This window comes from Flammeovirga yaeyamensis (assembly GCF_018736045.1).
Classification (GTDB): Bacteria; Bacteroidota; Bacteroidia; order Cytophagales; family Flammeovirgaceae; genus Flammeovirga; species Flammeovirga yaeyamensis.
Map to the genome: position 1 here is coordinate 2,911,067 of NZ_CP076132.1, position 26,675 is coordinate 2,937,741.

The window sequence follows — 26,675 nt, forward strand, 5'->3', positions numbered from 1 at the left end:
CTGAATAATTGAACAAATGAAAAAGTCATTTTTATATATCATAGCTATTGCAGCTACCCTGTTCTCTTGTGATCCATATAAGGATTTACATGATGAAGCAAACAAAAATATTGCTGATCAAAGAGATAATGATGCTATTCCTACAGCATTGACAATTTCTGATGAAGATACAGTATTCGCTACTGTAGAAAATGCTCAAAAGGGTATTCCTTCTATTCTTTCAGATATGTATGCTGCTAACCATTACACTGATGGTAAAATTATTGAAGTTACTTATTCTGTAGGTACTTTGGTTGAAGAGCCAGAATTTAATGAGCCTTATACACTAAGCCAAGACAATTACAAGAAATTTGGTCTTGAATTATGTTTCGGTGAAAACTGTTACTACGGTTTCGAAAGCAAATCTATTGCTTTAGATACTGTAAATATTCTTCTTGATAGTGTATATGCTGCGGAAGAAGATGGATTCTTAGTAATGTCAGTTTATGACGTATTTGTTGATTACACTGATGGTTTAATCGAAGATGCTGTAGAATTGGAAAGAGTTCATACTGCTTACATCAAAGAAGAAGGTAAATTTGAAGTGTACGAAGGTTCTCCTGAGTTATATATGCTATATGCTGAAGATTATGACGAAATGGGTTCTCCAGGTAAATACAATAACTTCTCATCATCTGATGCTCCTGAGAATTATTTACCACAGTTTGCTGCTAAATATGCTCCATATGCACAAGAAGGTCATACAATACAGTTCTTATTTAAATACTATGCGGGTCGTGATCTAGGAACAATTACTAAATCAATGGTTTATACTAAATCTACTGCATGGGATCAAGTTGCTCCTCTTTACGGTCAACAAAACATGGATAAGTTCAAGTACAAATCTGAGGAAAATTCATGGAAAGTTTCATTAGCAGTAGTTGTTACTTTAACTGGTGCTGACTATGCGGTTACTGGAGATGAGCAATACAGTAATTTTGGTTACTATGATAATGTGGCAGGTGAATATCCTGAAGGAACTCCTGTTGACAATATTATTGATGCTAAAATCAACCATATTTTGAACGAAAATTACCCTCAACATAAAGTTGCAGATCAAGAAGTAACAGTTTACTATAACTATTACGATAACGGGACTAACGAGGTATCTAGAAACTATATCTATGATGCTGGTTCTGAAACTTTTGTAAGACAATAAGTAATTTTATTACATAAATGAAAAAGCCAATAGGATTATTTCTTGTTGGCTTTTTCTTATATCAAGAAATCTCATTACTTTACTTTTAACATACTCATAACCATCACTTTAAAAAGTCTTAATTTCTTATATTGTATTGATCTAATATTTCATTAACTAAATAATGAATTACGATTAAATTTCTATTTATTAATTACAATACAATAACCTATATGAAAAAGGCTCTACTGCTGCTTCTATGTACAATCTTTTGCTCTCTCACGTACGCCCAAGAAGCTTCATCTATCATTAAAGGTACAGTCATTGAAAAAGAAACCGGACAGCCTGTAATCGGAGCTTCGGTTGTGATTAAAGGAACAACAGTCGGTACAACTTCTGACTTCGATGGCAACTTCACATTGAAAACTTCAAAAACAGGAACTGTAACTATTGACATCTCTTTTGTCGGTTTACAAACGATCGAAATAGATGTTACTCTTAATGGTGGCACTAAAGACCTAGGAGAACAAACAATGGAATCTGATGCAATTGGTCTTGCAGAGGTTGAAGTTGTGGCCTCTGTCGCCGTGGATAGAAAAACTCCAGTTGCTGTTTCTTCTATTAAGCCAGAAGTTTTAGAAGAAAAATTAGGTTCTCAAGAATTCCCTGAAATTTTAAAATCTACTCCTGGTGTTTACGCAACTAAAGCAGGTGGTGGTTATGGTGACTCAAGAATTAACTTAAGAGGTTTTTCATCTGAAAACGTTGCGGTTATGATTAATGGTGTACCTGTAAACGACATGGAGAACGGTCAGGTATATTGGTCAAACTGGGCAGGTTTATCTGATGTAACACGTAGTATGCAAGTACAAAGAGGTTTAGGTGCTTCAAAAGTAGCAGTACCTTCTGTAGGTGGTACTATTAATATTTTAACTAAAACAACTGATGCTCAAAAAGGTGGTAACATCATGTATGGCATTGGTAACAATGGATATAATAAATTAAGTTTTACAGCATCAACTGGTCAAACAGAAAATGGATGGGCAGTCACTTTATCAGGTGCTAAAACGACTGGTAACGGTTTTGTAGATGGTACTTCATTTATTGGTTACTCCTACTTTGCCAACATATCTAAGCAAATCAATGCTTCACATCAATTATCATTTACTGCATTCGGCGCACCTCAATGGCACGGTCAGAGAAGAAACAAGATGAATTTATCAGAATATGAAGCTTCTGGTAGAGGTATTCGTTACAATGGTGATTGGGGTTATAAAAATGGTCAAGAATACCATGTAAATAGAAATTACTACCATAAGCCTCAAATATCATTGAATTGGTTCTGGAACATCAACGATAAAATGGATCTAGCAACAGTATTATATGCATCGTTTGGCCGCGGAGGCGGTAGTGGTAGTGCAGGTGTTGATAAATTCTCTCCTACTTTCAGTAACCCATATAGAAGAGACGGTGTTATCGACTTTGACAGAATTGTTGATGAAAATGCTGCAAGAGGTAGACAAGGCTCAGAAACTATCCTTCGTAATTCTGTAAATAACCACTCATGGTATGGCGGTTTATCTACATTAACCACTGAATTATCTGAAAAATTGATTTTAACAACTGGTCTTGACATAAGATACTACGAAGGCAATCACTATAGAGAAGTTGGTGATCTTTTGGGTGGTCAGTTCTATTTTGATCCTGCTGTAGGTGGTGCAGAACCTGGTGCTGAAGGTTCTGTTAGAAGAGCTGTAAAAGTGGGTGATAAAATTCAATACAATAACGATGGTAACGTTTGGTGGCAAGGCGTCAATGCTCAGCTTGAATACTCAAACGATCAATTATCTGCATTTGTCTCTGCTTCTGCTTCCAATCAATCTTTTAGAAGAATTGATTATTTCCAATATATCCCAGAAAATCAAGCTACTGATTGGGAGAACTTCTTCGGTTTTAATATCAAAGGTGGGGCTAACTATAATATTGATGAAAAACATAATGTTTTCGCTAACGCAGGTTACTTCTCTAGACAACCTTTCTTCAACTCAGTTTGGCCTACATTTGATAATAACACAAACAAAGGTGTTGTAAACGAGAAAGCGATGAGTTTTGAAGTTGGTTACGGTTATAGAAGTAAACTAATTTCTGGTAATATCAATGTATACCATACTACTTGGAAAGATAAATTCTATAGAGCATCAGTTAGACCAGATGGATCTTCTGTTTCATTCTCTGCAAATATTCCAGGTATCGATGCTGTACACATGGGTGTAGAAGTTGACTTTGTCATTCGTCCTAATGATAAATTCAACATCACAGGTATGTTATCTATTGGTGATTGGAAATGGGATAAAAACGTAACAGATGTTCCAATTCTTGATGATACTCAACAAGTAGTAGGTACAGTTGATGTGTACGCTAAAGGTATTCACGTCGGTGATGCTGCCCAAACTACTGCTGCAATAGGTGTCAATTACATGGTCATTGGTGGTTTAAAAGTCGGGGCTGATTGGAATTTATATGATCGCTTGTTTGCAGATTTTAATGTCACCTCATTAAACACTCCAGAAAGTAGTGTAGATTCATGGATTGTACCTACATATAATCTATTTGATTTGAATGCGAGTTATAAATTCCCAATGGGTCCTTTCAATGCTACATTCTTGGCCAAAGTAAATAATGTATTCAATATTGAATATGTTTCTGATGCGTTTGATGGTTCAACTCACGATTTCCAAACTGCTCAAGTATTCTATGGAGCAGGTACAACATGGTCTACATCTTTAAAAGTTCAATTCTAATCTGAGATAAAGAAAAATGAAAAATCATTATAAAATATTCCTTGGTTGTCTTATTCTTGTCGTCGGGGCCTTTTCATGTGATCCTTTGAAAGACATTCGAGATAAAATTGGTAATGGAGTTGCTCCTACGGTAATCGACTATGAACTTTTAGAAGACGATTACAGCTTATCATGTAATGAAAATGTAGCTAAGTTTGGTAATTTTTCTGCTTCTGCTCCTGCTGATGATGATACTTGTGGAATTGCACAAATCATTAATCAAAAATTTTTCGGAACAGATGGAGATATTATGAATGCTACTTATAAATTCTATAATGGCAGCTCTACAATTGATACTGTTAGTGCGTTAAAATGGGATAACGATGTTCAAGAATGGGCTATTGCTCCTGTTTATACATTTGTAGTAACTGAAGAAAATCATAATAAAGAATATACGGTAACAAGTGCTGATTATACATCACAAGGTGAGAGCTATCCAAATTTTGATTCCAACAATAATACACAAGATGATGTGGATCAAAAAATTGGAAACATCTTGAATGCTCAAACTACAATTGAAATTGTAGAAGGTGATATCATTCAAGTAACCTATGCTTCTTTCCCTGATGGCTCATTTCCATCACCAAGAAGTTACAAAGCGACATTACCTTAAGTCATTCTTATTATAAATACAAAAGGCGAATCTTTAAATGATTCGCCTTTTGTATTTACCAAGGTATCTCTTTTTTATCTCTAAAGAATTTTCCATTCATAGATTGGTCTTCTAACTTTGCCGCCCAAACAATGGTTTCCGCTCCTTCCTCAGGGCTTCTTGGAGCACCACTCCCTCCCATATCTGTTTTCACCCAACCCGGACAAACAGAATTTACTAGAATGTTATGACCTCCAACTTCAGTTGCCACTTTAATCGTCAGTACATTTAAAGCTGTTTTTGAGACACTATATCCAGGTGTTCCTCCTCCCATTCCATTCATTGCTCCAGACCCACTAGATACATTCACAATTCTCCCATAATTATTCTTTTTCATAAGAGGAACAAAAGATTGCATCATTTTCCATGGACCCATCACATTTGTTTCTATTGTTTGATGTACCTCAGCTAAATCCGCTTCTAATGTAGTTTGCCAGGTATCATAATTTATTCCTGCATTATTAATTAACACATCAAGTTTTCCAAATTCTTTAGAAACATATTGATTTAGTTGATGTAAGCTTGAGTCATCAGAAACATCCAAAGGATAATAATGTGCGTCTCCAAATTCTTTAAGTTTTTGAGTCGCTTTTTCTCCATCTATCTTATTTCTTGATGTTACCAATACCATATATCCATCAGATAATAATCCTTTTGCAATGGCATATCCTATACCTCTATTAGCTCCTGTCACTAATGCTAGTTTTTTAGTATTCATACTTTGGGTAATTTATATTTGTTATAAAGCTTAAATTCTAAAGAAAATCTAACTGTTTTCCATTCACTATCTAAAATAGAAAAAACTACTGTATCTCTAATGTTTCCTTTTTTATCAATCTGATGATTTCTTAAAATACCATCTTGTTTAGCACCTAAACTCGCAATAGCATTTCTTGATGCCACATTATGGAAATGTGTTCGAAACTCTACAGCCATACATCCTAATTCTTCAAAAGCATGTGATAGTAACAATAACTTACAATCTGTATTTATTCCGGATCTTTGGGCACTTTTCGCATACCAAGTTGTTCCAATTTCAACTCTTTTATTTTTTGAATCAGCCTTCATCAATCTTGTTGATCCAACAATTACTCCATCACTTTTCCTTCGAGCAACAAAAGGCAAAGAAGTATCTGTTTCGTATTCTTCTAAAGCTTTTTGGATATATTCTTTTGTGTTTTCAGGTGCAGGAACAGAAGTAAACCACAATTCCCATAACTTACCATCCTGTGCAGCTTTAATTAACTCTTTTTCATGAGAGAGATCTATTGGTATTAGGTCAACAAGATGTCCATTTAAAGTCTTTTTTTGGAGCCATTTCATGGTGTAATAATTAGTTCGAAAGTAGTTAAAAAGCTAATGTACAAAAAAAGGCACTGAAATAAATCAGTGCCTCCACTCGTGATATAATATAAAGTCTAATCCTTAAGAAGGATTTCCAATACTGTTTTAGCTGAATAAGGAACACGGGTACCAGGACCAAATACGGCTTCAACACCTGAATCGTACAAGAATTGATAATCTTGTTCAGGAATTACACCACCAGCAAATACCATAATATCGTCTCTACCTAAACGCTTCAACTCATCGATAAGTTGAGGAATTAGGGTTTTGTGACCAGCAGCTAATGAAGATGCACCTACGCAATCTACATCGTTTTCTGCTGCTTGACGAGCTACTTCTTCTGGTGTTTGGAATAATGGTCCCATATCAACGTCAAATCCGATATCAGCGAATGAAGTGGCAATTACTTTTGCACCTCTATCGTGACCGTCTTGACCCATCTTAGCAATCATTACTCTTGGACGCTTACCTTCTAATTTTTCGAATTGGTTAGCAAGGTCTTTCGCCTCAGCAAATGCTTTATCTCCAGCTACCTCATGAGAGTAAACTCCTGAGATGTTACGGATTGTCGCTTTGTATCTACCAAAATCTTTTTCCATTGCATCTGAAATTTCACCAAGTGATGCACGGCATCTTGCAGCTTCTACTGCTAGTTCTAACAAGTTACCTTCTCCTGTAGCAGCAGCAACTTCAATTGCTTTGATTGCAGCTTCTACTTTAGCTTGATCTCTATTTTCTCTTAACGCTTTCAAGCCTGCAATTTGACCTTCTCTTACAACAGTGTTGTCGATTTCAAGAACGTCAATTTCAGTCTTCTCATCTGCAAGATACTTATTTACACCTACAATTGTATCTTGACCTGAGTCGATTCTAGCTTGCTTTCTTGCAGAAGCCTCCTCGATACGCATCTTAGGAATACCTTTTTCAATCGCTTTAGCGATACCGCCGTGCTCTTCTACTTCTTCGATAAGTTTCCAAGCTTTTTGAGCGATTTCATTAGTTAAGTACTCAACATAGTGAGAACCTGCCCATGGATCAATTACTTTACATACGTTTGTTTCGTCTTGGATGTAAAGCTGAGTGTTTCTTGCAATACGTGCAGAGAAATCTGTAGGTAATGCAATAGCTTCATCCAATGCGTTGGTGTGAAGTGATTGAGTATGACCAAGTGCAGCACCCATCGCCTCGATTGCAGTTCTTGCAACGTTGTTGAATGGATCTTGCTCAGACAATGACCAACCTGAAGTTTGAGAGTGAGTTCTCAAAGCCATTGACTTAGGATTTTTAGGACCGAATTGCTTTACAATTTTAGCCCAAAGCATACGACCAGCACGCATCTTAGCAATCTCCATGAAGTGGTTCATACCAATTGCCCAGAAGAATGATAGACGTGGAGCGAAATCATCAATATCTAATCCCGCAGCAATACCTGCACGGATATACTCTAAACCATCAGCTAATGTGTATGCTAACTCGATATCTGCAGTTGCACCTGCTTCTTGCATGTGATAACCTGAGATAGAAATTGAGTTATATTTCGGCATGTTCTTAGAAGTATAAGAGAAGATATCCGAAATAATTCTCATTGATGGTTTTGGAGGGTAGATATAAGTGTTACGTACCATGAATTCCTTAAGGATATCATTTTGGATCGTACCACTCAATTTATCTTTAGAAACACCTGACTCTTCTGCAGCTACAATGTAGAATGCAAGAACTGGAATCACGGCGCCGTTCATTGTCATAGAAACTGACATTTTATCCAATGGAATATCATTGAATAAAACTTTCATGTCCTCAACAGAGTCGATAGCAACACCTGCTTTACCAACATCACCAACTACTCTTGGGTGGTCTGAATCGTAACCACGGTGAGTAGCCAAGTCAAATGCTACTGATAAACCTTTCTGACCTGCAGCAAGGTTTCTTTTATAGAATGCATTTGATTCCTCTGCTGTTGAGAAACCTGCATATTGACGGATCGTCCATGGACGTAACGCGTACATTGCAGAGTAAGGTCCTCTTAAGAAAGGAGGAAGACCAGCTGCAAAATTTAAGTGTTCTGCAGATGAGTAGTCTTCTTCTTGGAAGCCTTTTTTAACCGGAATCCCTTCAGCGGTCATCCATTTATTTTGATCTTCAACTAACTTTTCTGGAGTTGTTAGTTGAATGTTATTTAGATCTATTTTTGAAAAATCTGGTTTCATTTTCTTCAATTTTAGTCACTCAGTTAATTAAACAATTTCCAAATCATTTTGGAACTGTTGAAGAGTTTGGATAGCGTTTGTTTTTACATGAACAAAACCATCTATCCCTGCTGCAAGATAATCAGCTTCTTTTTCGCCCGGATGACCCGCAAGAATCAACTTTTTGTTTTTCACTGGCGACGACTTGAATGTCTTAGCAAATTGCTCTACGTGCTCTGCATATTCAGGATCCGAAGAACAGATAACAATTACATCACCATCAGAATCGATAGCTCCTTGTACTGCTTCTTCTGCTGAATTAAAGAATTTCTCATTCGATACAAAACCTGCTGTACCAAAGAAATCCATTGCGAAAGTAGAACGTGCTTTTCTCATTGCTAAGTTACCGAACAATGCATTGAATACTTTCGGACGGCTTCCACCATCTTTCACGTATTTCTCTGTTCTTAAACGTAACTGCTCAAATTGAAGTGTAGCTCTTTGTGGATGTAATAATTCTACATCAGCTACTTGATCGTGTGCTACAAGAATTGAATCAGGATTCACTTCTTCTTGTTGGTTAGGGTAACGGTTAGTACCTACATATACACTACGACGTTGAGAAATCAATTTCTCTTTTTGATCACGTGTTTTTCCAATTAAAGATTGGATGTTACCATGCTTAAAGTTAGTCATGTATCCATCTTCAGCTTCAATTGTTTGGAACAATTTCAAACCAGTATCCAATAACATTTCAGTTAATGAATCTAGGTAGAATGAACCTGCTGCTGGATCTGCAACTTTACCAAGGTAAGCTTCTTCTCTCATGATATGAGAAATATTTAAAGCTACACGTTGTGACTGAGTTGTTGGCTTTTCGTATGAAGCGTTATGTGCTTCGATATTGATCGCATTTACACCACCTAAAACTGCAGACATCGCTTCTGTAGTATTACGAAGCATGTTTACGTTTGGATCATAAAGTGATTTAGACCAAAGAGACGAGTTACCTACGATATTAATTGACTTAGGATCAAAGTTTTTATCATAAAGATGAGCTACTTCAATAGTCAACAATCTTAATGCTCTGAATTTAGCAATTTCGTGGAAATAGTCGCCTGCAACTGCTGCTTGGAACATTACATTTGACAATACATCCGTTGGCTCAACACCTAATTCTTGTAATTGAGAAATATACTCTACAAGAACGTTTAATGAGAATGCTAATTCTTGAATATGGTTAGCACCTGAGTTAACAAAAGGAAGTGAGTTAATACACAACACTTTAAATTCAGGCATCTCAGAAGTATAAGAGATCAAACGTGCTAAACGTTGGAAACCTTCTTCATCTAATTTACCAGTAGTAGACCAAGCTGAGATTGGATCAAAGTTCACAAATCCTCTTGCTTTGTCTAATGACACGCCGTGGATGTGAAGATAACCTACATAATCTTTAACTAATGTTCTTGGATGAGCAACATTCTCAAATCCAATAGAAACCATCTCAATGCTAATACCTTTTAAAGCTACTTCTAAATCGAAGTCTTTAATGTTACCTACATTAAAAATAAGTCCCTCTACTCCTCTTTCTAATAAGAATAATGCGTTTTTGTTAGCTTCTTCATTAGTCGCACCTACAACTTGTTGCAAGCTTAACCAATTCATACCTTCTTTTTCTGATGAAGGAAGAATATTTTTTAAATTTTCTAATGAAGTATTTGCTTCAGGTCTGTCTTCTGGGTTGAAATACGGCTGTATTTGCATACCGTTTTCCGTTTTCCAAACGAGTTTACGGTCGAAGTCAGCACCTTTAAGATCAGTTATAACTTTTTCTTTCCAAGTTTCCTTACTGATCGGCTCGAAGTCTGAAAATAACTTGTTGGCCATTTTTATTTAATTTTTATATAATTTACAATCAATAGATAAACGAATATTTCGAACTGAAATTCAAGTATTTTTTATAATTGGTATCAGTAGATTTAAAGCTACTGATACCTTTATTATTTATAACTATAAATTAGAGAAGTAAGTTAAGAAACTCATCAAAATACCCGCAGCGACTGCAGAACCAATCACACCAGATACATTAGGTGCCATGGCATGCATCAATAAATGATTAGAAGAATCGGCTTTTAAACCTTCTTGCTGTACTACTCTAGCAGAATCAGGAACAGCAGATACTCCAGCTGCACCGATAAGTGGATTCAGTTTATCATCCCCTTTTAGGAAAAGGTTCATGAACTTTGCAAAAGCTAATCCAGAGAATGTTGCGATTGCAAAAGATATTGCACCCAAAGCAAAGATTTTCATACTATTTAAAGTAATAAACTCTGATGCTTGTGTTGATGCGCCAACTGTTACCCCTAAAAGAATAGTAACGATATCGATCATTGATGTTCTAGCAGTATTTGCTAATCTTTCTGTATGTCCAGATTCTTTCAATAAGTTACCAAAGAACAACATACCTAAAAGTGGTAATGCACTTGGTGAAATGAAAGTGGTAATGATTAAACCAATAATTGGGAATAAGATTTTTTCTGTCTTATGTACCGTTCTTGGCGGCTTCATTCTAATTTTTCTTTCCTCTAAACTTGTCATCAATCTCATAATTGGAGGTTGAATCACTGGTACTAGTGCCATATATGAATACGCTGCAATAGCGATGGCACCCAATAAGTGAGGAGCTTCTTTTGATGATAGGAAAATGGCTGTTGGGCCATCTGCTCCACCAATAATACCAATTGATGCTGCTTCTTTAAGATCAAATCCTAAGGCGATTGCACCAATAAAAGTTAAGAATACGCCGACTTGTGCCGCTGCACCTAACAACATAAGTTTAGGGTTAGCGATCAATGAAGAAAAGTCAGTCATTGCTCCAATTCCAAGGAAAATTAAAGGAGGATAAATACCCTTCTGGACCCCAAAATAAAGATAATTTAATACAGAACCTTGTTCGTAGATACCAATTTGGTTTCCCGCAACAAAAGGTACGTTTCCTATGATAACCCCTGTACCAATTGGAATAAGTAACAGTGGCTCATAATCATATTTAATAGCAAGAAAAATAAAAAACAATCCTACTGCAATCATAATTAAATTCGGGACAGTTGCGTTTGCAAATCCTGTCATCGAGATAAAATTACTCAAGCCTTCTAACGCCATAGTACTAAAACCAGGAGTAGAAGATGCGGCAGCTTCATTTGTTATTGAACCAATCGTTTGGTTAGAAACTACGCTAGCTGTTGCTGTAGCCCAAGCTACCAATATGGTAGCAATCGATCCAAATACTATAAATATACGTTTCATATAATTCTCTTTATTTTGTTAACTTCAGAGAAGTCTACTCCATCTCTACAAGAACCTCGCCTTGTAAAACAGACTGACCTTCTGATACTTTTACTGTACCAACAACACCGTCTGCTTCCGCTAAAACATTATTTTCCATTTTCATGGCTTCCATTGTCATTAACAAGTCACCTGCAGTTACTTTGTCGCCTGCTGCAACTTTCAATGAAACAATTGTTCCTGGTAATGGAGCAACAACATTGGTTTTCTTCGCAGATCTAGTAATCGCTTTTGGAGCGGCTGTTCTAGGAGCTGAAGATCTAACCAATTTTGGAGTTTTAGAAGATTTCACTTCTCTTTCCATTTCCACTGTATAAGGAGTGCCATTAACTTCTAATTCAATAGCCTGTCCTTCTACATTTTTGATATGAACAGCATAGTTATTACCATTCACATTGAATTTATATTTTTTCATTTGATTTACTGATTAACGGTGAAGCATTCCACCATGAACGGTATAAATTTTAGAAGACCATGGAGAGTAAGCCTTTTTCACTTTTTGAATTGTCAACATGGTGTTTTCATCATCATGTGCTTCTTCTAAATAGTGATGGATAGCCGCTGCAATTACAGCGTTAACTTCTCCTGTAGCATCATTCTCTACTTTCTCAACTTGAGCAATTGGTGCTGCCGCAGCTTTTTGATTCTTTTTAGCATCAATATTTCTACGAATCACCGGCATTGCATAGTTAAAGAACAAGAAAAGCACTGCTAAAGTAAGGAATACTAAAAGTAGCCCTACGATAGTTACTACCATACCCTCAGATAATTCTACTTGAAGTGGTTGATTTTCCATAACTTTCTTACAATGGGATGTTTGAGTGTTTCTTAGGAGGATTTATTTCTTTCTTCGTAGCCAATACTTCTAAACCTCTACAGATTCTGAAACGAGTATTTCTTGGCTCAATTACGTCATCAATAAATCCGTATTTAGCAGCCTGATAAGGGTTAGCAAACTTCTCAGTGTACTCATCCTCTTTATCATGGATAAATTGAGCTCTTTCTTGTTCGTCTTCAATTTTACGAATTGCTCTACCTTCCAATACTTCTACTGCACCTTTAGCACCCATAACTGCGATTTCTGCAGTTGGCCATGCATAGTTAAGGTCACCTCTTAATTGTTTAGAACTCATTACGTCGTGAGCTCCACCATAAGACTTTCTTAAAGTAATTGTGATCTTCGGAACTGTTGCTTCACCATAAGCAAATAGTAACTTCGCACCGTGTAAGATAATACCACCGTATTCTTGACCTGAACCTGGAAGGAAACCTGGTACGTCAACTAGTGTTACGATTGGAATATTGAAGGCGTCACAGAATCTAACGAAACGTGCTGCTTTTTTAGAAGCTTCAATATCTAATACACCTGCTAAGAAACTAGGGTTATTGGCAACGATACCCGCTGGTCTACCGTTAAATCTAGCGAAACCAGTAATAATGTTTTTTGCGTAAGCTCTATGTGTTTCTAAGAACTCGTTATTATCAGCGATTGAATGAATGACGTCGTGCATATCATATGGCTTATTCGGATCGTCAGGAATCATTTCATTCAATGCTTCTTCGATTCTATCATGAGGATCGCTACAAGCGATAATTGGAGGATCTTCAAGATTGTTTGATGGCATATAGCTGATCAGTTTACGAATTAACATCAAAGTCTCTTCGTCATTTTCTGTCATCATATGTGCCACACCTGATTTAGAAGCATGCATATTTGCACCACCTAAATCTTCTGTTGTAATCACCTCACCTGTAACTGACTTTACTACTTTTGGACCAGTAACAAACATGTATGATGTTTGATCAGTCATTAAGATAAAGTCAGTTAAGGCTGGAGAATAAACGGCACCACCAGCACAAGGACCTAGAATTGCAGAAATTTGAGGAACAACACCAGAAGCCATAATATTTCTTTGGAAGATTTCAGCATAACCTGCTAAAGATCTAACACCTTCTTGAATTCTGGCTCCACCTGAGTCGTTTAGACCAATAACTGGTGCACCTACTTTCATTGCCTGATCCATTACTTTACAGATCTTTTGAGCGAATGTTTCAGAAAGTGAACCTCCAAATACAGTGAAGTCTTGAGCGAATACATAAACTACTCTACCGTCTATTGTACCATGACCCGTAACTACACCATCTGATAAATATTGTTGTTTGTCCAAACCAAACGATTTCGTACGGTGAGTTACGAACATATCGTACTCCTCGAAACTACCTTCGTCTAATAACAAGTTAATTCTCTCTCTAGCCGTTAACTTTCCTTGGTCGTGTTGCTTATCAATTCTTTTTTCACCACCACCGAGGCGTGCTTGAGCTCGTTTCTCTACAAGTTCTCTGATCTTGTCTCTGTTTGTACCCATAAATTTTTACCCAGAGGGCATTTGTCAAATCAGACCGGATCCACCGGTCATCAATAAGTGTTTGTTATCTATTTTCTTTTCTTTTCTAAATAACTTCTCTCTAAGGCGACTTGATCCATTACTTGATGGTACCGTTCATTAATAATAGTTTCCATCTTTTTGTCCCGAGTCATCTTACAGTTGGTTGTTTTCTTTTGCTGTGTTCGTTTTACTGTTGTCATGGTAGGTTAAGGTTTGATTAGTTAATTTGATAGTAAAAGAGATAGTTGCAAGATTGTGACTTGCAACAATCTCAGTAGATAATAATAAAAGCTTTCAGCGCTGTTAATAGTATGTTAGTAAGGAGTTGAAGTATTTTTTACTACTTCTTCTCACAAAGTTCTGTAAGAACACCGTGAGTTGATTTTGGATGCAAGAAAGCGATATCTAAGCCCTCTGCTCCTTTTCTTGGAGTTTTGTCTAATAAACGTACTCCTTTCTCCTCAGCGTCTTTAAGATTTTCTTCGATACCTTTAACAGCGAATGCCATATGGTGCATTCCTGGACCTTTTTTAGCTACAAATTTGCCAATAGGACCATCTTCTGAAGTTGATTCTAAAAGTTCTATTTTCGTATCTCCCACTTTGAAGAATGCAGTTTTTACTTTTTGCTCTTCTACTTCTTCAATAGCGTAACATTTAAGACCTAGAACCTCCTCATAATACTTGATAGATTCTTCTAGATTTTCTACTGCTACTCCGATATGTTCGATATGTGAAATATTCATATTTTTATTTTTAAAATGATTAAAATACAGTGGTTCGCAATACCTGTTGTATTAATTTCTGTAGCGTAAAATTGACAATTGAGGGTGTTAAATTCAGTAACATTCATCATCAAAAGGATAATTTATTATCATAAAATTATAATCTATTTGATAAGATAAATCTCCCCTCCATTTATAAGTTACTGATTAGTTGATTATTAGAATGATTACATTTATCACCTTTTTATAATTTTATTATTTATTGATCATTATTAGATAACTAAAATATTTACACTTAATAAAAATTTAGATTAGAAATATTCTTTGAATTAGTGTTTTATAGATAAAAGAATTATTAGTTTTACATCGGTAGTTCGCGATACCAGTTTCAAAATATAGAATCATGAAATACAGAAGAAGAAAGAGATTATCTGCCGAAGAATATGCTGAAGGTATTATCAAAGGAGATAGAATAATCTTAAGTAGAGCTATCACCCTAATAGAAAGTAAACTTGACGATGATATACTTCTTGCTGAAGAAGTTCTTGAAAAAATATTACCTCATACAGGCAATAGTTTAAGAGTTGGTATTACTGGTGTACCAGGTGTAGGTAAAAGTACTTTTATTGAGTCTTTTGGCAAACATATTACCTCTCAAGAAAAAAAATTAGCGGTGCTAACAATTGACCCAAGTTCTCAGATTTCAGGTGGTAGTATTTTGGGAGATAAGACAAGAATGGAGGAATTATCCAACGATCCATTGGCTTATGTTCGCCCATCTGCTGCAGGTTCTGCTTTAGGTGGAGTTAATTATAAAACCAGAGAAACAATGCTTCTTTGCGAAGCCGCAGGATTTGATGTTATTCTTATTGAGACTGTTGGTGTTGGTCAATCTGAAACTACCGTTAAAGGTATGGTAGACTTCTTCTTATTATTGATGTTGGCTGGTGCTGGTGACGAACTTCAAGGTATAAAAAGAGGTATTATGGAAATGGCTGATGCTATCGCTATTACAAAAGTAGATGGTGATAATGTTCGTAGAGGACAGTTAGCAAGAGCTGAATATCAAAATGCCTTACACCTCTTCCCTCCTTCAGAAACAGGCTGGTCTCCTAAGGTAATGACATGTTCTTCTGTAGATAAAGAAGGCTTAGATGATATTCTAGACAATATCATGAAGTTTGAAAAAGACATGAAAACAAAAGGATACTTCCAATCAAATAGACAGCAACAAAACTTGCATTGGATGCACGAAACTATAGAAAGCTACCTAAAAAGATCTTTTTATAATAATTCGGCTGTTTCTGAAAAAATTGATTCACTTGAAAATGGAGTAATTCAAAACAAGGTTCCAGCACTTACTGGTGCTAGAAAATTAATTGATATATATAAAAACACGAAAAATTAATTATTCAATGATCAAAATTTGGCACAATCCAAGATGTTCTAAAAGTAGAGAATCACTAAAGTTGCTTCAAGAGAATTCTGATGAGAATATAGAAATCAGAGAGTATCTTAAAGACACACCCTCTAAAGATGAATTATCAGAAATCATCAAATTACTTGATATTCATCCTGAGAAACTTCTTAGAAAAACAGAAAGTATTTTTAAAGAGGAATTTAAGGGTAAGGAACTTTCTGAACAAGAATGGATCGATGCCATGGTCAAATACCCTAAATTAATTGAAAGGCCAATTGTTATTAAAAACAATAAAGCGGTCATTGGTAGACCTCCTTCTTTAGTATTAGATCTTTAATAAAAAAATCCCCTTGTAATTAAGTTACAAGGGGATATTTTATTTAAAAACGTATACCCAGAACCAACATATCATCGACTTGCTCCCATCTTCCCTCCTTCATCCAGTCGTTGATAGTCCCAGACAATATCTTCTTCTGTTTATCTGTAGGATAATTAGCGATATCAGTAAATAAATCTCTTAGTTGACCCACCATGAATTTCCTAGCTTTTGATCCACCAAACTGATCTTGATAACCATCGGTGGTCATGTACACCATATCTCCTTTTTCAATGGTCCAATGATGTTGTTCATAGATATTATTCAGATCACCACCAATTGATTTTCTAGTTCCCTTCAACTTAGTCAATTCGCCATCTCTAACGATATACAATGGGTTCTTTGCACCAGAGAAATATAAGTCATTCTCTTTAATTGCAATTAAACTCATATCCATTCCATCATTGTTATCGTTATGTTCTTGTTGAAGGTTATGAACGACTAATTTGTTCAACTCTGTGAGGATTACTGATGGTTGAAAGACTTTATTACCTCTTACGATTTCATAAAGTAAACTATTCCCCATCATCGACATCAGAGCGCCTGGGACGCCATGCCCTGTACAATCTACACAAGCGTAAATCTTCCAGCCCTCAATTTCTACAAACCAATAAAAATCACCACTAATTATATCTTTTGGCTGATTAAAAATAAAATTATCTTCAAAAGCTTTATCAATCCGATGAGACGATGTAAGTATTGAAGATTGTATCAAATGAGCACTTTTGATACTACTATTTATTTTATTGTTCTGATAATTAAGTTGCTTACTTTGCTCATTAGAATGTTCTAATGTCACTTTCAGAATCTCATTTTTTGCTTCAAGATCTTGATTAATATCCTCCACAGCTTCTTTGGCCATTTCTAATTCATCGTTGGTCATCGAAAGTCGTGTATTCAGACGTTTTGTTTTCTTTTGAATATGAAAGATATAGTAAATAAAAACTAAAAGAATAAACAGGATCGCCATTGCAAAGTAAAGAACTTGCGTTCTTTGTTGAAGTTTTACTTTTTGATTAAACTCCAACTCTTCTAATTTTACATTTTCACTTTTTTGATTTTCAACTTCATAAAAAGTTTGCATATCTACTACTGCAGCTAGCTTTTCTTTATTAAATAAACTATCTGATAAGTTTAATGACTTTTTATAAAAGTAGATCGATTGATCTTTGTTGATATGCTGTAGCGTTTTTGCTAATTCTAATGAAATAGTGTACTCTTTTTCTAAGTTTTTAGTTTGCTTACATATTACATATGCTTTTTCAAAAGCCTCGTATGCTTTAGTGTAATTTTCTACTTTTAAATAGTAATTACCTAAATCGATATAGGCATTTAATTTAGCATATGAAATCTGTTTTCTATTGGCTTCTTTTACGGCCAAAAGCAAAATTTTCTTCGCCAGTTTCAAATCATTTAAGCCAATAGCTAATTCCCCTTTTAAGAGTAAAAGCTGAATATATCCTTCAAAGTCTTTTTCTAGACTAATTGATTTTTGAGCATCTAACTTTTTGATAATTTTGGTAAGTTCATTGTATTCTTTAAGCACTATATGAATCTTACCTTTATTTAATAAAGCCTTGTTTTTAAGATATGCTAAATGATGAGAATTGGATGAATTTTTTAAGTTCTCAATATCATCAAAATGTTCGTAAGCAGTGACGTACTTTTTAAACTGTAAATTGATCTCTCCGATATCAATTAATATGGATGCTTTCTTTACTGCATCATTGGTTTCACTGACAATTTTATGTGCTACCTTCAATAAATTTAAAGCAGAAACTGTCTTATTCTGGTCTAAATAAATTCGAGCTAATAAAATATTGGATTCCGCTAATAATTGAAGGTCATAACTATCTTCGGCAATTTGATAAGATATTCTACCATATTTCTCGGCAGAATCAAGTAATCCTTCCAATCTAAAGTAATGACTTAATTGTATGTTGAGCCAATGCTGGTCCGCTACTTCAGAATTCTTATCAATAAAGATTTTATACTTATCAAGAATAAGCTTAATGCTATCAAGATTACTTTTCTCAAATAAAGATTCTACATGATAAGCAACTTCTTTGGTAACCCCTTTAGTCCTTGGTTCATTTAATGACACGGTGCTTCCTTCTGTTATGAAAGTAACAGTTATCAATAAAAGAAATATTTGTATGAACCTAAGTTTCTTCATTTCAAACAAAAAATTGACAAATAATATCTTTACCTAAAAATTAATGTTCGATTATTATCAAAAAAGAGAAAAAGATTTATTAAAATTATAAATCAAAAAATATTAGAACCCAACTAAAGTAAAGGTATGAAACAATTTTTAGGTGTTGATATAGGAGGTACAAACGTAAAATTTGGTGTCGTAGACGCAGATGGTAACATCATCAAAAAGAAAAAATACCCCACAGTTTCTGTATCAGAAGGTGGCGATTTTTGTGCCAACTTTTCTAAACTATTGGCAAAAAGATTACAAAAGTTCCCAGATATTGAATCTGTAGGAATTGGTATTCCAGGAACTATCTCCTCAGATGGTAATTCAACACTAGATTTACCTAACGTAGAAGGGTTATCTAATAAACCTCTAGTCACTATTCTAAAAGAAGATTTTCCTCAGCTACCAATAGTAATGGATAACGATGCTAATGCAGCTGCTTTAGGGGAATTGGAATTTGGAGGAGAAGATCTTCCCGATACTTATATATTTATAACACTAGGCACTGGCGTTGGCGGTGGATGTGTAATTGATGGAAAAATCTTTAAAGGTGGAGACGGTAATGGATTAGAAATTGGTCACATTATGTCTTCTACTGGAAGAACTATTGAAGAAAACATTGGTAAGGCCGGTATTATTAAAATGGCACAAAAGTATAAAGACGAAGGGGTACTTACTACTAGCTTACCTGAAGAATTCGATGCTAAAATGGTAGCAACACTTGCCCATGATGGAGATGAACTATCACTCAAAGTATTTGAGGATATGGGACAATACGTTGGTGAACTAATAGTTTCTTTAGTGAGAGTATTAGATATTAAAACAATTCTTATTGGTGGAGGTGTTTCCGAAACTTTCGATTACCTAAAAGGAAATATGAATGCTGTGATCAATAATTTCCTTCCGGCTTACTATACCGATAAACTTGATATTCGATTAGCCACTTTGGGTAATAATGCAGGTATTATTGGTGCTGCCTCTTTAGGGGTTTCAGCATTAAAATAAATTGGATTATCACAAAAAATGATTCAATAATAGGAATTTAATATGAAGGGATGTGTGTTTACTCATCCCTTCATATGTTTATTGCAAAAAATAAAAACACATCATTATCAAATTATTTAAAAATTGATTTTTGATAATTTAGATGATTACAAACAACAACTAATAAAATAAGATGAATTTGTATGTATGATCTTAGCTTTTATCTTTGCATAAACTTAATATTACGATGATTAAAATAGCAATTTTTGCTTCAGGAACAGGATCAAATGCTTTCAAAATTATTCAACATTTTGAAGCAAGAACAGATATTGAATTTGTTGTTTTAGCAAATAGAAAAGAAGCTGGCGTATTAGAAAAAGCTGCTAAACTAAATGTGGAGAATCATTATTTCCCAAAAGCTGCTTTTTCAAATGGTGAGGTATTGGACTTTTTAAAAACGAAAGAAGTCAACTTCATTATTCTTGCAGGTTTCTTATTACTAGTTGACAAAGGTATTTTGGAAGTGTATGAAAACAAGGTGATTAACATCCATCCTGCACTTTTACCAAAATATGGAGGAAAAGGAATGTACGGTATCAATGTCCATAGAGCTGTAGTTGAAAATAAAGACTCTGTATCTGGAATAACTATTCATTACTGTAATCAACATTACGATGAAGGTCAATACATTCTTCAGGCCACTACTCCTATCCTCAAAACCGATTCACCTGAAGAAGTGGGAGCAAAAGTTTTAAAATTGGAACATTTCTATTTTCCAAGAGTAATTGAACAATTAATCAGTGAGCATTCTTTAGAAGAAGCACACTAAAAAATATATATTAAAATGGGAAGAGCATTTGAATTTAGAAAAGGCAGAAAGTTAAAGCGTTGGGCACATATGGCAAAAACATTTACTCGTTTGGGTAAAGATATTGTTATTGCTATCAAAGAAGGTGGTTCTTCTGATCCTGATTCAAACTCAAGATTGCGTGCTGTTTTACAAAACTGTAAAGCAGAGAACATGCCTAAAGATAATATCGATAGAGCAATCAAAAGAGCAACTGATAAAGACACATCAAGCTATGATGAAAAATTATTTGAAGGTTACGCTCCTCACGGCATTGCTATATTAGTTGAAACAGCTACTGACAACAACAATAGAACTGTTGCTAACGTACGTAGTTATTTCAACAAATGTAACGGTAGCTTGGGTACTTCTGGCTCTGTAGAATTTATGTTCGAACATAAATGTCACTTCAAAATCACTAAAGGCGAGATTGATGAGGAAGAGTTAGAATTAGAATTGATTGATTTCGGTGCAGAGGAAGTATTTATCGACGAAGAGGATGATACTATCATGATTTATGGAGAATTCTCAAGCTTTGGTTCTTTACAAAAAGCTTTAGAAGAACAAGGACATGAGGTTATCAAATCTGGTTTAGATCGTATTCCTACAGTTACTAAAAAACTAGATGCTGAACAAGAAGCTGAAGTTGATAAGCTATTAGAAAAACTAGAAGAAGATGATGATGTTCAGAATGTATTCCATACAATGGAACACTCTATGGACTAAGAAAACGTCTTTTTTAATAAATTAAGGTTGTCTTTAGAACAAGTAGTTAATAGAGAGTCTAATCTCTATTTTACTACTAAAGTTCAATGACAACCTTTTTTAATTTTGTTATTTTGAACTATTCAATTATTCATTCCAAATAATAAATGAAACTTGTACTCTTCACCTATATATTCATTCCCTAAAACGATTGTTTTAGTGTATCGTTATTTTAGGACTGTACATTGACACAAAAAAAGGGACCTTAACTCAATAAGATCCCTTCCTTTTAATGTTTTTCCTTGTTTACAGTTGGGCTGTAATTTTTTCAGAAAGTTCAGCTTTAGAACCTGCACCAATGTGCTTGTCTACTTGCTCGCCATTTTTAAATACCAACATAGTTGGGATAGAACGGATACCGAACTTAGCAGCTGCTTGAGGGTTAGCATCAACATCTAACTTACCAATTACAGCATCTGTCAATTCAGTAGCTAATTCTTCAATGATTGGAGACATCATCAAACAAGGTCCACACCAAGTTGCCCAAAAGTCTACCAATACTGGCTTATCTGATTTTAATACTACTTCATCGAAGTTAGCGTCTGTAATTTCTATTGCTTTTCCCATTATGATAATGTTTTATTTCATATGAACAAATTATCATCTGTTCAACTATCTTTAATAACGTCACAGATTTTATTTGGTTGCACAAATGTAGTAAAATATCATTCATTTACCCAAGTAACTTTATCAGATATATTATCTCTATTGCCAACTTTTTTCTGACCTGAAATTGTACCGATATAAAATAAGCCCATAAACTCATCTTCTTCATTAAGTCCAAAATACTCTTTAGCTTGAGGAAATTTGACTAAACCTCCTGTGGACCAATACCCTCCATATCCTTTGGCTGAAACACCTAAAGCTATATTCTGAACTGCACAAGCCACTGCTAACATTTCTTCTTGCTTTGGTATTTTTTTATTGGTTCCTCTATGCATTATTATTCCGATCACATAATTTGATAAAAGAGGAAGCTTTTTTAGTTTTTCGTATCTCTTCTCTTCAAATTCTTCTTCAGGAGTATTTTTTTTGTAGACTTTCCCCTGAACATCAGATAAAGTTTGTAATCCCTCCTTTTCGAATACAACAAAACGCCAAGGTTGAGTTAAACCATGGTTAGGGGCCCAATTTGCATCTTCTAGAAATTCCATGATATCCTCTTTAGGGATTTCTTCTTGTGTATATTCTAAAGGATAAAATGATCTTCTTTCTCTTATGTTTTTTGAAATCTGTTCGTACATCTTGTTATTGATTTTTATTATCCAAAATTACAGAAGTTTATTAATTTTTTAGATGAATAAACTTACTTATTTCAACATGTTGAACTACATTTGTAGTAGATTAAGGTTAAACCTACCTTAATAAAATACTAACACCACACATATAACATAATTCTACCACTATGGTTGACACAAACACGGTTAATTTTAAAGATACCAAGACCGCATTTGAATGGAGAAATGATAACGAGTTAAAACAAACTTACGCCTTATTTGCCATGATGGGATCTCCCAATCTTGTTAAGTTAGGTACTGCTTGTCTTAACCTTGCATTTAAAGTTAACTTACCTATCAAATCTTTAGTTAAAAAAACGCTTTTCAAACAATTTTGTGGAGGCGAAACTATTAATGATAGTATCGATACTATTAATACGTTAGGTAAGTTTAAAATAGGTTCTATTTTAGATTATTCAGTAGAAGGTGCTGAAACAGATGAGAGTTTTGACCATACTGTTTCTGAAATTCTTCAAACTATTGAAAAATCTTCTCAAGAAAAACACATCCCATTTTCTGTATTTAAGCTTACTGGTATTGCTAAAATTAGTTTATTAGAAAAAGTACACGCTGGTGAAACTCTTACTTCTGAGGAAAAGATAGATTGGGATAAAGTTGTAGAAAGAGTTGAATTATTATGTGCTACGGCTTATAAAAAAGACGTTAGAATCTTTATTGATGCTGAAGAAACTTGGATGCAAGGCCCCGTGGATGAACTTGCTTTCAGAATGATGAAAAAATACAATAAGGAAAAAGCAATTGTCTACAATACTTATCAAATGTATTTACATGCAAAATTAGCTCAATTAAAAGTTGATTTTGAAAATGCTCAAAAAGACGGATACATATTAGGTGTAAAGCTTGTAAGAGGTGCCTATATGGAAAAAGAGGGAGAACGTGCTCAAAAAATGGGTTACGAAAATCCTGTTCAACCTTCTAAAGAAGCTACAGATAAAGATTATGACGCAGCATTGAACTTCATCATGGATAACCACAAAGGCTTTGCTTTATGTGCTGGTTCTCATAATGAAGAGTCAAATTTATTGCTTGTTGACTTAATGAATAAATATGGGATCTCTTCTACAGATACAAATTATTTCTTCGCACAATTATTTGGCATGAGTGATCATATCTCATTTAACTTATCAAAAAAGGGATATAACGTTGCTAAATATTTACCTTACGGACCTGTTAAAGAAGCACTTCCATATTTATTTAGAAGAGCTGAAGAAAACACTTCTGTTGCAGGACAAGCAAGTAGAGAACTTACTCTTGTAAAAGATGAGATAAACAGACGAAGTCGTTAGAATTTCGTTATATCAAATATGATTAAACCCATTTAAACTTTGATTGTTTAAATGGGTTTTAATTTTTTCAGGTAAAATACTATAAATAACAAAAATATTTATATATTGTGATCAAATAAACTACTATATTATAAATAAAAACAAATATCTATGAAAGCAAGACTGTTATTCTTTGTAATAGGCTTATTTTTTTTGGTCGGGGTACATCACTATTTAACAGAAAATCAAGAAGCTGAGCAAAAGGAAGCTAAGATTGAAATGAATTCATTTAATTCTGCTACTTCTATTGAATAGTTGAATCTCTAAGCACTTCTAAAGGACTTACTTTAGTGATCTGTCGCATATAAACAATCCCCACAAGTATGGTGAGTACTACAATTGAAGATGTCACCAAAATACTATCTGATATTGCTATAAAGAAAGGAATATCAAATACAAAGTAGGCCAATAAAAAGCTTCCAATCCATCCGAGAAGCATTCCAGTAAGTGATGATAATAAACCAATTAGACAATATTCTATGAGGCTTATCATTATCAGATTACTACTTTTCGCACCCAAACTTCGTAACACTCCTGCATCATTCTTTCGTTGATGCTTGCTAATTGATAAACTACTCCACAACACCAAAAATCCCGATAATATACAAATCCCTCCTAGCCATTTAAATACAAAGGCTACTCGATCCAATATGTCATTTAACGATTGGAAGATCACTGCTAAATCAATTGTACTTATATTTGGGAAGTTCTTTAATACTTTTGATTGAATATCACTTATCCTCACTTTGTCTTTTACATTTGCCCCTATCACATGAAAAGCTGGTGCTGCTTCCAATACTCCTGACGGAAAAAGGACAACAAAATTTGCTTCCATACGTGCGAAATCAACTTCTCGAATATGAGAAATTTTTGTTTTCACTTTATAACCTTGAACATCAAATAGTAATTGATCACCAAATTGCATCCCTGAAGACTCTAAGAATGATTTTGAAATAGATATTGGAACTATTTCATTTATTGAAGACTTTCCTATCCAAGTCCCTTCTGCAGTTTTCTCATTTTCTTTTAAATGATCTCTAAATGTCACCCTATACTCTCTATCAAACACCCAACGTTTTACTTTTAGAGTAGAATCTGCTAATGTTTCTTTTTTATCCTTACTATTTAGAGATTTCAAACTCATAGTAACAACAGCTGCATCCTGTTCAATATTTACCTCGTTTTTATTTAAAAGTTCTGACAAAGGCTCAACTTGTCCTTTCTGAACATCATAAAATATCAGATTGGTATCCCCTTCCTTTCCTACATTTTGAACTTTATCAATCAGAATTCCTCTAATAGATAACATACAAATGATTAAAAACACACCTAAACCAATAGTAATACCTAGAATGAGTGTCTGATTATTAGGACGATATAATTGAGATATTCCAAACTTTAAATTAAATGGAAGTTGTCCAACCTTCACTTTTCTAAGGATAGAAATAAAACTTTTACTGATGATAGCTAAAAGTGTAATAACAAATACTATAGAAAAGAGAAATATAACAGCCTTTAAAACTTCACCTAATTGCCAATAGGCAAATCCAAAAATGAACAAACCGATGACTAATGTTAGGGTTATCTTTTTATCCAGATTATTTGATGTTGTCAGTAGATTGAGGTTTCGTAAAACATAAACCGGGGTAACATCAAGAATTTGAAGCAAAGGATACCAACCAAATAATACTGAGATTATTATACTCAATAAAATACCATAAAGAGAAGCTTGTATGGATAAATCATTACTCACATCTACCATTAGTAAATCTGAAAAGAGTATTGGAAAATATATTTGAGCAAATGAGCCTATTGCTGCTCCTAATACTCCTCCGATAAATCCCAGAATGACAATTTGAATGGAATAAATCAAAAATGTTTCAGAGGTTGTTGCCCCTAAACATCTTAAGATAGCCACTGATTTTAATTTTCCTTTGATGTAAATATATATACCACTCGACACTCCCAAACAACCTAGCAATAAGGAAATGAATGCGACGAGTTTTAAAAATGAATCAATATCATTAAAGAAACGTCCTATTCGGGCTGTATTGTTCTCTGTTGTGGCAACTCTTAATTTATTATTTTCTATTATTTGATCTTTTTCCGTTATGAGGTTTTGGACATCAAATTTATCAGGGTATTGAAAAAAGTATCGGTAATTTACACGGCTACCTTTTTGTATCAAGCCTGTAGATGATAAGTATTTGAAGGGAAAGTAAACTATAGGAACTGTTGCCGCCATGATACTGCTTTGGCCAATTCCTTTTTTTATTGTCCCCGCAATCTTAAAATGGGTTTGGCCAAATTGAATAGAATCTCCTATACTTGCTTCTAATTGAAGCATTACTGCACTATCTACAAATACTATTTTATCTTTTCTTTCCCATTCTATAATGGCTTCTTTAGGAGTTACTTCCAATTGACCATAATAAGGAAATCCTTTTTCCAAGGCCCTCAGATCTACCATTCTATTTTTAGATGATTTCTCATTATAAGCAATAGAAGCAAAATTATATTGACGGATAAATTGACTTTCCTCTGTCGAAAAATGATTTAATATAGAGTCTTTTAACTCATAATTTGCTCTAATCTCTAGGTCAGCCCCTAGAATTTCTTTTGATTGTCTATTTAAATCTTTTTGAACATTTTCTGAAAAAGTCATCAATGCAACCAAACTTGCTATACCAACAATAACTGAAGTAATAAATGGGCCAATTTTTTGAATACTTTGTTTTAAGTCTCTTATCGAATTGTTGACAACGAATTTTATTCTCATAATTCTTAAATGAAACTTTA

General features: G+C 34.4%; 23 protein-coding genes. 10 read left to right on the forward strand and 13 right to left on the reverse strand.

All coding sequences use genetic code 11. The features are described from left to right. The first annotated feature begins 16 nt into the window (after window positions 1-16). The 3 genes from KMW28_RS11455 to KMW28_RS11465 all read left to right on the forward strand — a co-directional run bounded on the left by KMW28_RS11455 (window position 17) and on the right by KMW28_RS11465 (window position 4,630). The gene (locus KMW28_RS11455) at window positions 17-1,198 is read left to right on the forward strand and encodes a hypothetical protein (RefSeq protein WP_169663304.1); all 1,182 of its coding nucleotides are present in this window, start codon (window positions 17-19) and stop codon (window positions 1,196-1,198) included. A gap of 212 nt (window positions 1,199-1,410) precedes the next feature. Further along, a complete protein-coding gene (locus tag KMW28_RS11460; protein WP_169663303.1) occupies window positions 1,411-3,978 on the forward strand; it encodes a TonB-dependent receptor in 2,568 nt (855 codons plus the stop codon). 16 nt (window positions 3,979-3,994) lie between these two features. Continuing rightward, on the forward strand, window positions 3,995-4,630 hold the full coding sequence (locus KMW28_RS11465; protein ID WP_066207051.1) for a hypothetical protein: 636 nt from the start codon (window positions 3,995-3,997) through the stop codon (window positions 4,628-4,630). A 55-nt stretch (window positions 4,631-4,685) separates the two neighbouring features. On the opposite strand, the gene KMW28_RS11470 is transcribed toward KMW28_RS11465, so the two are convergent. From KMW28_RS11470 to mce, 9 genes are all read right to left on the reverse strand, one after another. Further along, window positions 4,686-5,387, reverse strand: coding sequence for an SDR family oxidoreductase (locus KMW28_RS11470; protein ID WP_169663302.1), 702 nt, complete (start codon window positions 5,385-5,387; stop codon window positions 4,686-4,688). Then, a complete protein-coding gene (locus tag KMW28_RS11475; protein ID WP_169663301.1) occupies window positions 5,384-5,992 on the reverse strand; it encodes a GNAT family N-acetyltransferase in 609 nt (202 codons plus the stop codon). Before KMW28_RS11475 ends, KMW28_RS11470 begins: the two co-directional genes overlap by 4 nt. Before the next feature lie 95 nt (window positions 5,993-6,087). After that, a complete protein-coding gene (scpA, locus tag KMW28_RS11480; RefSeq protein ID WP_169663300.1) occupies window positions 6,088-8,220 on the reverse strand; it encodes a methylmalonyl-CoA mutase in 2,133 nt (710 codons plus the stop codon). A 27-nt stretch (window positions 8,221-8,247) separates the two neighbouring features. Next, the gene (locus KMW28_RS11485; protein WP_169663299.1) at window positions 8,248-10,086 is read right to left on the reverse strand and encodes a methylmalonyl-CoA mutase family protein; all 1,839 of its coding nucleotides are present in this window, start codon (window positions 10,084-10,086) and stop codon (window positions 8,248-8,250) included. Between the two features lie 123 nt (window positions 10,087-10,209). After that, window positions 10,210-11,505 (reverse strand): sodium ion-translocating decarboxylase subunit beta, encoded by a 1,296-nt coding sequence (locus KMW28_RS11490; protein ID WP_169663298.1) that lies wholly within the window; start codon window positions 11,503-11,505, stop codon window positions 10,210-10,212. Window positions 11,506-11,539: 34 nt separating this feature from the next. Next, window positions 11,540-11,959: a biotin/lipoyl-containing protein gene (locus KMW28_RS11495; RefSeq protein WP_066207033.1), complete on the reverse strand. Its 420-nt coding sequence runs from the start codon at window positions 11,957-11,959 to the stop codon at window positions 11,540-11,542. Between the two features lie 12 nt (window positions 11,960-11,971). Then, window positions 11,972-12,340 (reverse strand): OadG family protein, encoded by a 369-nt coding sequence (locus KMW28_RS11500; RefSeq protein ID WP_169663297.1) that lies wholly within the window; start codon window positions 12,338-12,340, stop codon window positions 11,972-11,974. A gap of 7 nt (window positions 12,341-12,347) precedes the next feature. Continuing rightward, entirely contained in the window at window positions 12,348-13,910 is a 1,563-nt protein-coding gene (locus KMW28_RS11505; RefSeq protein ID WP_169663296.1) for an acyl-CoA carboxylase subunit beta, read from the reverse strand. A 361-nt stretch (window positions 13,911-14,271) separates the two neighbouring features. Continuing rightward, window positions 14,272-14,676: a methylmalonyl-CoA epimerase gene (gene mce / locus KMW28_RS11510; RefSeq protein ID WP_066207026.1), complete on the reverse strand. Its 405-nt coding sequence runs from the start codon at window positions 14,674-14,676 to the stop codon at window positions 14,272-14,274. A gap of 382 nt (window positions 14,677-15,058) precedes the next feature. Here mce and meaB point away from each other — a divergent pair, with 382 nt between their 5' ends. Together meaB and arsC are read left to right on the forward strand one after the other, a co-directional pair. Further along, window positions 15,059-16,063 carry a methylmalonyl Co-A mutase-associated GTPase MeaB gene (gene meaB / locus KMW28_RS11515; RefSeq protein ID WP_169663295.1) on the forward strand — a complete coding sequence of 335 codons (1,005 nt, stop codon included), beginning with the start codon at window positions 15,059-15,061 and terminating at the stop codon, window positions 16,061-16,063. Window positions 16,064-16,070: 7 nt separating this feature from the next. Next, window positions 16,071-16,412 (forward strand): arsenate reductase (glutaredoxin), encoded by a 342-nt coding sequence (gene arsC / locus KMW28_RS11520; protein WP_169663294.1) that lies wholly within the window; start codon window positions 16,071-16,073, stop codon window positions 16,410-16,412. 43 nt (window positions 16,413-16,455) lie between these two features. Here arsC and KMW28_RS11525 read toward each other — a convergent pair whose 3' ends face one another. Further along, on the reverse strand, window positions 16,456-18,555 hold the full coding sequence (locus tag KMW28_RS11525; RefSeq protein ID WP_158297565.1) for a SpoIIE family protein phosphatase: 2,100 nt from the start codon (window positions 18,553-18,555) through the stop codon (window positions 16,456-16,458). 198 nt (window positions 18,556-18,753) lie between these two features. Between KMW28_RS11525 and KMW28_RS11530 the strand changes: the two genes are divergently transcribed. From KMW28_RS11530 to KMW28_RS11540, 3 genes are all read left to right on the forward strand, one after another. Continuing rightward, window positions 18,754-19,662 (forward strand): ROK family protein, encoded by a 909-nt coding sequence (locus tag KMW28_RS11530; protein WP_169663293.1) that lies wholly within the window; start codon window positions 18,754-18,756, stop codon window positions 19,660-19,662. Window positions 19,663-19,888: 226 nt separating this feature from the next. Next, entirely contained in the window at window positions 19,889-20,470 is a 582-nt protein-coding gene (purN, locus tag KMW28_RS11535) for a phosphoribosylglycinamide formyltransferase (protein WP_169663292.1), read from the forward strand. Window positions 20,471-20,485: 15 nt separating this feature from the next. Further along, window positions 20,486-21,214, forward strand: a complete 729-nt coding sequence (locus KMW28_RS11540) for a YebC/PmpR family DNA-binding transcriptional regulator (RefSeq protein ID WP_169663291.1) — start codon at window positions 20,486-20,488, stop codon at window positions 21,212-21,214. A gap of 285 nt (window positions 21,215-21,499) precedes the next feature. Here KMW28_RS11540 and trxA read toward each other — a convergent pair whose 3' ends face one another. Both trxA and KMW28_RS11550 read right to left on the reverse strand, forming a co-directional pair. Continuing rightward, window positions 21,500-21,820: a thioredoxin gene (gene trxA / locus KMW28_RS11545; protein ID WP_066206995.1), complete on the reverse strand. Its 321-nt coding sequence runs from the start codon at window positions 21,818-21,820 to the stop codon at window positions 21,500-21,502. 98 nt (window positions 21,821-21,918) lie between these two features. Beyond that, window positions 21,919-22,497, reverse strand: coding sequence for a nitroreductase family protein (locus KMW28_RS11550; protein WP_066206994.1), 579 nt, complete (start codon window positions 22,495-22,497; stop codon window positions 21,919-21,921). A 161-nt stretch (window positions 22,498-22,658) separates the two neighbouring features. Between KMW28_RS11550 and KMW28_RS11555 the strand changes: the two genes are divergently transcribed. Further along, complete coding sequence (locus tag KMW28_RS11555) at window positions 22,659-23,837, forward strand: proline dehydrogenase family protein (RefSeq protein WP_169663290.1); 1,179 nt, start codon at window positions 22,659-22,661, stop codon at window positions 23,835-23,837. Between the two features lie 150 nt (window positions 23,838-23,987). Next, window positions 23,988-24,131 (forward strand): hypothetical protein, encoded by a 144-nt coding sequence (locus KMW28_RS11560; protein WP_158297564.1) that lies wholly within the window; start codon window positions 23,988-23,990, stop codon window positions 24,129-24,131. Here the strand turns inward: KMW28_RS11560 and KMW28_RS11565 are convergent. Then, window positions 24,121-26,655, reverse strand: coding sequence for an ABC transporter permease (locus KMW28_RS11565; RefSeq protein ID WP_169663289.1), 2,535 nt, complete (start codon window positions 26,653-26,655; stop codon window positions 24,121-24,123). The genes KMW28_RS11560 and KMW28_RS11565 overlap by 11 nt on opposite strands. Window positions 26,656-26,675 lie beyond the last annotated feature (20 nt).

Bases quoted from the DNA above. Each gene is read 5' to 3' on its own strand.
- KMW28_RS11530 (WP_169663293.1), top strand. From the start codon at position 18,754: ATGAAACAATTTTTAGGTGTTGATATAGGAGGTACAAACGTAAAATTT.
- KMW28_RS11475 (WP_169663301.1), bottom strand. From the start codon at position 5,992: ATGAAATGGCTCCAAAAAAAGACTTTAAATGGACATCTTGTTGACCTA.
- KMW28_RS11495 (WP_066207033.1), bottom strand. From the start codon at position 11,959: ATGAAAAAATATAAATTCAATGTGAATGGTAATAACTATGCTGTTCAT.
- purN (WP_169663292.1), top strand. From the start codon at position 19,889: ATGATTAAAATAGCAATTTTTGCTTCAGGAACAGGATCAAATGCTTTC.
- KMW28_RS11490 (WP_169663298.1), bottom strand. From the start codon at position 11,505: ATGAAACGTATATTTATAGTATTTGGATCGATTGCTACCATATTGGTA.
- mce (WP_066207026.1), bottom strand. From the start codon at position 14,676: ATGAATATTTCACATATCGAACATATCGGAGTAGCAGTAGAAAATCTA.
- scpA (WP_169663300.1), bottom strand. From the start codon at position 8,220: ATGAAACCAGATTTTTCAAAAATAGATCTAAATAACATTCAACTAACA.
- arsC (WP_169663294.1), top strand. From the start codon at position 16,071: ATGATCAAAATTTGGCACAATCCAAGATGTTCTAAAAGTAGAGAATCA.
- KMW28_RS11565 (WP_169663289.1), bottom strand. From the start codon at position 26,655: ATGAGAATAAAATTCGTTGTCAACAATTCGATAAGAGACTTAAAACAA.
- trxA (WP_066206995.1), bottom strand. From the start codon at position 21,820: ATGGGAAAAGCAATAGAAATTACAGACGCTAACTTCGATGAAGTAGTA.
- KMW28_RS11455 (WP_169663304.1), top strand. From the start codon at position 17: ATGAAAAAGTCATTTTTATATATCATAGCTATTGCAGCTACCCTGTTC.
- KMW28_RS11555 (WP_169663290.1), top strand. From the start codon at position 22,659: ATGGTTGACACAAACACGGTTAATTTTAAAGATACCAAGACCGCATTT.
- meaB (WP_169663295.1), top strand. From the start codon at position 15,059: ATGAAATACAGAAGAAGAAAGAGATTATCTGCCGAAGAATATGCTGAA.
- KMW28_RS11540 (WP_169663291.1), top strand. From the start codon at position 20,486: ATGGGAAGAGCATTTGAATTTAGAAAAGGCAGAAAGTTAAAGCGTTGG.
- KMW28_RS11470 (WP_169663302.1), bottom strand. From the start codon at position 5,387: ATGAATACTAAAAAACTAGCATTAGTGACAGGAGCTAATAGAGGTATA.
- KMW28_RS11500 (WP_169663297.1), bottom strand. From the start codon at position 12,340: ATGGAAAATCAACCACTTCAAGTAGAATTATCTGAGGGTATGGTAGTA.
- KMW28_RS11505 (WP_169663296.1), bottom strand. From the start codon at position 13,910: ATGGGTACAAACAGAGACAAGATCAGAGAACTTGTAGAGAAACGAGCT.
- KMW28_RS11550 (WP_066206994.1), bottom strand. From the start codon at position 22,497: ATGTACGAACAGATTTCAAAAAACATAAGAGAAAGAAGATCATTTTAT.
- KMW28_RS11460 (WP_169663303.1), top strand. From the start codon at position 1,411: ATGAAAAAGGCTCTACTGCTGCTTCTATGTACAATCTTTTGCTCTCTC.
- KMW28_RS11465 (WP_066207051.1), top strand. From the start codon at position 3,995: ATGAAAAATCATTATAAAATATTCCTTGGTTGTCTTATTCTTGTCGTC.
- KMW28_RS11485 (WP_169663299.1), bottom strand. From the start codon at position 10,086: ATGGCCAACAAGTTATTTTCAGACTTCGAGCCGATCAGTAAGGAAACT.
- KMW28_RS11560 (WP_158297564.1), top strand. From the start codon at position 23,988: ATGAAAGCAAGACTGTTATTCTTTGTAATAGGCTTATTTTTTTTGGTC.